This window comes from Paracoccus ravus (assembly GCF_004522175.1).
GTDB classification, from domain to species: Bacteria; Pseudomonadota; Alphaproteobacteria; order Rhodobacterales; family Rhodobacteraceae; genus Paracoccus; species Paracoccus ravus.
Window position 1 is genome coordinate 123,633 of record NZ_SDEB01000010.1, and the last position, 6,633, is coordinate 130,265.

At 61.7% G+C, this 6,633-nt stretch carries 6 protein-coding genes; 4 read left to right on the forward strand and 2 right to left on the reverse strand.

From position 1 onward, the window contains the following. The first annotated feature begins 10 nt into the window (after positions 1-10). Entirely contained in the window at positions 11-754 is a 744-nt protein-coding gene (gene cobF / locus ESZ60_RS10425) for a precorrin-6A synthase (deacetylating) (RefSeq protein WP_134680514.1), read from the forward strand. A gap of 141 nt (positions 755-895) precedes the next feature. Here the strand turns inward: cobF and ESZ60_RS10430 are convergent, their stop codons facing one another. Beyond that, a complete protein-coding gene (locus ESZ60_RS10430) occupies positions 896-2,761 on the reverse strand; it encodes a hypothetical protein (protein WP_209021283.1) in 1,866 nt (621 codons plus the stop codon). A 320-nt stretch (positions 2,762-3,081) separates the two neighbouring features. Beyond that, positions 3,082-3,960, reverse strand: coding sequence for a flagellar motor protein MotB (locus tag ESZ60_RS10435; protein ID WP_134680516.1), 879 nt, complete (start codon positions 3,958-3,960; stop codon positions 3,082-3,084). 257 nt (positions 3,961-4,217) lie between these two features. On the opposite strand from ESZ60_RS10435, the gene ESZ60_RS10440 reads away from it, so the two are divergent. The 3 genes from ESZ60_RS10440 to ESZ60_RS10450 all read left to right on the forward strand — a co-directional run. After that, positions 4,218-5,387, forward strand: coding sequence for a hypothetical protein (locus tag ESZ60_RS10440; RefSeq protein WP_167620115.1), 1,170 nt, complete (start codon positions 4,218-4,220; stop codon positions 5,385-5,387). A 9-nt stretch (positions 5,388-5,396) separates the two neighbouring features. After that, the gene (locus ESZ60_RS10445; RefSeq protein WP_134680518.1) at positions 5,397-6,056 is read left to right on the forward strand and encodes a flagellar hook assembly protein FlgD; all 660 of its coding nucleotides are present in this window, start codon (positions 5,397-5,399) and stop codon (positions 6,054-6,056) included. Between the two features lie 92 nt (positions 6,057-6,148). Next, on the forward strand, positions 6,149-6,633 hold a 485-nt coding region (locus ESZ60_RS10450; RefSeq protein WP_134680519.1), incomplete at its 3' end, for an IS110 family RNA-guided transposase.

Genomic DNA, 6,633 nt, shown 5'->3' on the forward strand with positions numbered 1-6,633 from the left:
AGAAAACAAGATGCAGGACCTGTGGCTGATCGGGATTGGCACGGGGAACCCCAACCATGTCACGCTCGAGGCCGTCGCCGCCCTGCGCGACGCCGCGCTGATCCTCGTCCCCCGCAAGGGTCCGGGCAAGGAGGATCTTGCCGATCTGCGCCACCAGATCCTGGACCGGATCGGGTCGCCTGCGCCGGTCGCGGAATTCGACATGCCGCTGCGCGACGACGGCCTGCCCTATCTGCAAAGGGTGGCGCAATGGCATGGCCGGATCGCGGCGATCTGGGCGCGGACGATCGAGGCCCATCGCCCGGAGGGGCCGGTGGCGCTGCTGGTCTGGGGCGATCCCGCGCTTTACGACAGCAGCCTGCGCATCGCCGCGCGTCTGCACCCGATGCCCCGGCTGCGCGTGGTTCCCGGCATAAGCTCGCTGCAGGCGCTGACCGCCGCCCATGCGATCCCCCTGAACACGGTGGGCGGGGCAGTGACGGTCACGACCGGCCGCAGGCTGCGCGATCACGGCTGGCCCGCCGGGGCCGAGACGGTCATGGTCATGCTGGACGGGGAATGCAGCTTTCAGCATGTCGCGGCGCCGGATGCCGAGATCTGGTGGGGTGCATTCCTGGGCATGGCGGAACAGGTGCTTGCATCCGGTCCGCTGGCCGAGGTCACGCCCCGAATTCTTGCCCTGCGCGCCGAGGCACGCGCGCGTCACGGCTGGATCATGGACAGCTATCTGCTGCGGCGCGGGCCGGGCGGATGACCGCCCGCAATCCCTGCCACCCGCGCAGGAGACCCGCTGCCGAGGCCCGGCGTAGTGCGGTCGGACGCGGTCAGGAGCGGCAAGCGCGGGTCGGGGACGTAGCGATCTGAAAGCGCATCGCCGGGCCGCGCAATGCCGCCACTATCCCGTTGCGGGCAAGGCTTCCTGCCACTTCCGATAGGTGTTCCAGGCCCGCAAAAGCCTGTCCAAGATGCTCTTGCGGCTCAGCCTGACGCGGCCCTTGTTCAACTCGTCCCGCAGGTCGCGCACCGGATTCTCGCGTGTCAGGGCCTCGCCATATTCCAGATCATTCAGGAAATTCTCGGCCAGAGCCGGGCTTTCCCGCGAGAGCCGGTACATGAAATAGGTCATGATCCCGGCCGAACCCATGTTCGCAATGCCTTTTCTCCGAGACCGGGCAAAGAATTCGCCCATGCCGGGATGGCGCTCGATCGTCTCCATGATTTCGCCCGCCGTCGGCGAACTGTGCTTCACCATAAGATCTATACCATTGTCCTCGCGCCATTGCAGCCGCGCCGCCGCCGCCAGCACGCGATCGTCTATGACTGCCGACCGTTCAAGAAAACGAAGGCTCCGCTTGGGATGGACGTCGAAGGTGGCAAAGGCCCGCTCCGGGACATTGAGCGCAATGGGCGCTTCGACCGGAATATCGGCCTCGATCACGGCCCGAAGCCGATGCTGGCCATTCAGCAGCCTCAGATCCGGGGCAGATGCCGAAAAGGGATCCCCGGTAAAGACGATGGGCTGCGCATTCATCATCCAGCGCTCATTTGAAATGTCGCGGGCAATTGCCTTGACGTGATTGAGCTGGATCTTGCGATTGCCGCGATTGATCCCCTCGGAAAGCCACTTTCGGGCAAGGTCCGGCGTGATCAGGACGACCCTGGCGGTCACGCCCGAGCACTCTCCGGGGTTGCGCAATTCGCTGACCATCCCGCTTTCCTCGACCCTTTGCCGGGGGTTGATGCGCCCCTCGCGCAGGCCGGGATAGCCCTCGACAAGGGGCAGACCAAGATTTGCGGGGGCCGCCTGTTCGACAAGCTGGCGCCGCGCTTCGTGCTGAAGCAGGGATCTGAGCTGTACTGCGTCTGTGTCGCCGATTGCCGGATCGGGCAGTTTCCGCGCGATGCCGCGAAGCTGCTCGGCAGAAATTTCTGCATCCGACAGCAGCAAGGCCAGATCGCCCTGACGGAAGCCTTCTGCTTTGTCATGCCGGATGACGGTATCGGCCGGATTCCATTTGCCGCCCAATTCACGGAGCCGTCCGCGATCGGGATTCCAGACTTCGCCGATCGGCAGGATCTCGTCGTTCAGGAAAGCGTTGAAATACAGGATCGCATTGCCAAGGATCTTGTCGACGTCGATATTGATCGCGGGATCGTTATTCCAGCCTGCAAGCAGCATCTTCGCCTGGGCTGCCGCATCGAAACCCGTCACCGGTCTGTCCACCCTCAGGGCTGAGATGAAATCCCGCAATTCCGTTTCTCGTCCGGCCTTGATCGCCTGACAGGTCAGAATGGCCCGCGGTGTGCTGTGCAATTCGTTTCTGGGGAAGCTTTCGGATATCCGGACCGCCTCGACAATATCCGGGTTCGATTCGAGAACACGGTCGTAGCGGGACCAGCTGATCGAGAGAGGATCGCGGCCGAGCGCCCCGTTCTCGATCCGGATCAGCCGCCCCATCGCGCGGACGACTCGGGCTGCATTCTCGACGCCTCGGCTTTCCAGCACCCCCGTGTAATTGCGGCGCCGGTGCTGGTCGATCGTATGCAATGTATCGCTGCGGATATTATGCGCGACAAGGGTTTCGATCGCGCGGCCCGACCGGATAACGGCGTGAAGCCGCTGGACACCGTCGATCAGTCGTCCTGCGGGATCAAAGACGATGGGCTGTCCATTTTGCAGCCAGGCATCATTGGCCATGGCATCTGCATAAAGAGCGACCGCATAATCATCGGCGACGGGATTATGCGCCGATGCCAGCATTTTTTCGGCGTCAGTTGCACTCACGGTTTGCGTGGTAAAAAAAATCCCGATTCTCGGCGTGGTTGATTGAGGCAGCGTCAGATCGTCGGAAATTATGCTAGAAACAGCCATTCTCGGGTGCCTCTTCCAACCGTTAAACCCAGCTAAGGGCATTCATCTGCTAGTTAAATCCTGATTTTAGAAGCGGTCTAGAAGTTTTTTGGCCCGCCCTCCAAGGCGCGCGGTTTGATGCCGCTGCCATGTCCAGGTCGAAAGCGGCAAATCAGATATTCGCAGCCCGCGAAAAGGAGGGGGTTTTCCAATTTGTCGCGGATGCTGGATTACGGCTCGGGCGTGATCTCGATGGTGATACGCCGCCCGTCCTCGGGCATTTCCTTTTCCGCGGACGCGTCCCGATCGGCGCGGGACATGACGCCACGGACCCGAAACGGATCGAGACCCAAGTCGAACATGCTTTGGCGAACCGCATTCGCGCGGTCGGCAGCGAGGGTCCAGGGACTGTCCGGCGCGCCTTCGCCATGCCTGTCCACATGGCCCGCAATGACAACCCCACCGCCATGGAGTTTCAGGATATTGACGACCTGGCGCAGAATTTTCTGATGCTCCGGGGTCAGGGTGCTGCTGCCGGGATCGAAGATGGGCCGATGAGACTCGTCAAGAATTTCAATCGCGATATTGCCGTGGATGCGATGGACGGCGACGATATCGGCAAAGGGGTCCAGCTGCTGGCTCAAAGTCTGGGAAAGTGCCAGATCGGCCGCGCCGGTGGGTTGGGTGACGCGCTGGCTATGGATCAGCTTTGTCCATGGATTTTCCGCACCCAGACCCGAATCCCCCGTGGCCTGCCCGCCGAGCGCTTGCTCATCCTCATGGTCATTCACGCGCTCTTCGGAATGGTGAGGCTCGGTCGCATTGGCGGGATGGCCCTGGCCGGAAAATTCGCCTTCGGCCATGGTCGATCCTTTCAGAACGCCCCTTCCCCCGACATTGACCAGAGGGATGGCCTCGGGCGAGAAATAGCCCGCAATCCCCGTCAGCTTGTCCTCGTCTGAGGATGACAGAAGCCAGAGCAGCAGAAAGAACGCCATCATCGCCGTCATGAAATCCGCATAGGCGATTTTCCAGGCACCGTGATGGCGTTGTGGCTTGGGGCGTTTTCCCCGCTTGATGATCTGAGGACGCGAATTGCTGATCGACATGGCTTTGCGGGGAGGTTTCTGACACGCGGAGCTTGTACGATCACCTGGCTTAGCTCAAGCGCCAAAGAAATTTTTTCGCTTCAGGGTGTCGACTAAGCATCTCTACCCCTTCACATTTTTCACTACAGAGCGCAGAACTGCTGCAGGCGGGACTATTCCGGTAACTCCATGGCTGCAATCCCAGGGTGTAAGGCGCGATGCGAAACAGAGATGCGAATGCCTGCTGACCGACGCTCCTGGGGCAGGGGGAGGCGGGCGTGATCGGAATCGGGTTGTCGTCTGTCTCGCAATCCGCGCCTCAAAGCAGGCTTTCGCCGGGATCCGCGCCCGAGGCGGGATTTGGCGGGATCCTCGATCAGTCCATGACCCCGACCGAGGAAGCGCCCCCGTCCGAGGTCCCGAGCACCGTGACCGACGAGGATGAGACAGAGGAATCCGCACGCGATGAACTCGCTGCTGAAACGGCGCAGGAAGGCGCCCTCGCGACTGAACCGCTGCTCCCATTGGTGAAGAATGGGGGGGCGCAGCCGGACTTGCGATTTTTCGCAATGCCCGGACTGCCTCAACGCATCGACGCGCCCCAGGGCGGGAATGATGAATTGCCCGACGATATTCTTCCGGTTTCGCCGGGTAGCATGAGGGTGAAAACCGCTGAGCCCGCCGCACTGCCGGCCGACACCGCTGCCTTGCCGGCCGGTACGGAAAGTGCCCCCTCCAGCCCGATCCTTGCGCTCGAAATCGGCAGCGAGACCCCAGCGAACGAGGCGCGGCATGCGGGCGGCGCGACGGGCGGATCGCCGGTCACGGACCCCTCGATGCTCGCAGAACTGCGGCCCGAGATCGAGCCGATGCCCGCGGATGAGATGCAGGACGTCGCGACCCCCGGCCGCCAAGCGGTCCCGCCTGCGACGCGCTTTCCGGAAGAGGCGGCACCACGGCCCGTGACCCTTCAGACCGGGTCAGAAACCGTCTCCGCCTCGACGCATCACGAGCAGCCGGATCGCCCGAGGGCGAGGGCGGCCGGGTTCAACTCGGCCCTGGCACAGAACATCGCCGAGCAGATGGCGCAGATCGCCCCCGAAACCGACAGGATCCTCATCAAATTGAAGCCGCATGGCATGGGGCTTCTCGAGATGGAGCTTTCGCGCGATCAGAGCGGTCGGCATGATATCTCGGTGCGGGTGCAGAATACACTCGTGCTGGACGCCTTGCGCATCGACAAGCAGGCGCTTCTTGATCTGCTGGGCGGGCAGGGGGCGGGCGCGACGCTGGACCTCGATCTCTACCAGCCGGACCCGAGGGCAAAGGATCAATCCGATGCCCAGCCTGCGCCGCAGCGGCGCGAGTCCGAGGAAGCGGGAAACGAGGCTGAAGAGCCGATGCGGCCCGAAACCGCGACCCTTGGCGCGACAAATATCCTTATCTAGGGAGATCCCATGGCTGTTTCATCGATAAGCGCGATAACGCAGAGCAGTTCGAGCAGTCAGGCCGATACGGCGCTGTCGCAATTGTCCGAGGATTATACCCGCTTCATCAAGCTTCTGGTGGCGCAGGTCCAATATCAGGATCCGTTGGAGCCGATGGACAGCACGCAATTCGTGTCCCAGATCGCGCAATTGACGCAGGTCGAGCAGGCCGTTCAGACGAACAAGCATATCGAAAACCTCAGCGCGGCCCTTGCCGCGACTTCGGCCCTCGAGGAATCCCAGTTGATCGGCAGAGAGGTCACGACATTCTCCGAGACGATCGTCCTGGATGAGACCGGGGCGGATTTCGCGTATGAACTGGAGAATACGCCGACCGCGGTATCGGCCATCATCTCTGACGGCGATGGCAATATCATCCATCAGATCGACGGGCTTTCCACCCAGTCGGGACGGGTCATCGATGTCCATTGGGACGGGCTCGACGCCGACGGAAATCCCGTCCCAGCCGGGGAATATACCGTGACCCTCGCGACCCCAGGCGGCTCGGGAGCCTATAGCACCTATACGTCCTCCGTAGTCGAATATGTGCAATATGACGCAAGCGGCACGACTTTGATCCTGGCCGATGGACGCAATATCTCGAGCGGCAATATCATGCGGGTGAACTAGGTCATGTTGATGGCGTGGATGCCCCCACCTGACGGCATCGCAATGTGCCAATGTGATGAGTGTTGAAGCCATCTCAGAGGGAGGGAGCATCCATGTCCGAGGTTACGATTATTGGGATTGATCTGGCAAAGCGCATTTTCCACCTGCACGGAGCTGACGGCGACGGGTCTATCGTGTTTCGCAAGAAACTCAGCCGTAATCAGCTCCTGGGGTTCATGTCGCAGGTTCCTCGGTGTGTCATCGCCATGGAGGCATGTGCCACGGCGCAGGGCTGGGGCCGCGATTTCGAGGAACTTGGACATGAAGTGCGCCTGATCCCACCGATTTACGTGAAGCCCTTCGTGAAACGCCAGAAGAACGATAGCGCTGATGCCGAAGCAATCGTCGAAGCTGCATTGCGCCCGTCGATGCGATTTGTCGCGCCGAAGACGGAAGGACAACAAGCCCGCGCCATGCTGTTTCGGACGCGGCAGATGTTTGTCGGGCAGCGCACTCGAATGATCAATGTTCTTCGCGGACATCTTGCCGAACACGGCTTGGTCGCGGCGAGAGGGATTGCCCACCTCAGGAAGCTTGC

Coding starts and splice junctions, on each gene's coding strand:
- ESZ60_RS10445 (WP_134680518.1), top strand. CDS start 5,397: ATGGCTGTTTCATCGATAAGCGCGATAACGCAGAGCAGTTCGAGCAGT.
- ESZ60_RS10435 (WP_134680516.1), bottom strand. CDS start 3,960: ATGTCGATCAGCAATTCGCGTCCTCAGATCATCAAGCGGGGAAAACGC.
- cobF (WP_134680514.1), top strand. CDS start 11: ATGCAGGACCTGTGGCTGATCGGGATTGGCACGGGGAACCCCAACCAT.
- ESZ60_RS10430 (WP_209021283.1), bottom strand. CDS start 2,761: ATGCTGGCATCGGCGCATAATCCCGTCGCCGATGATTATGCGGTCGCT.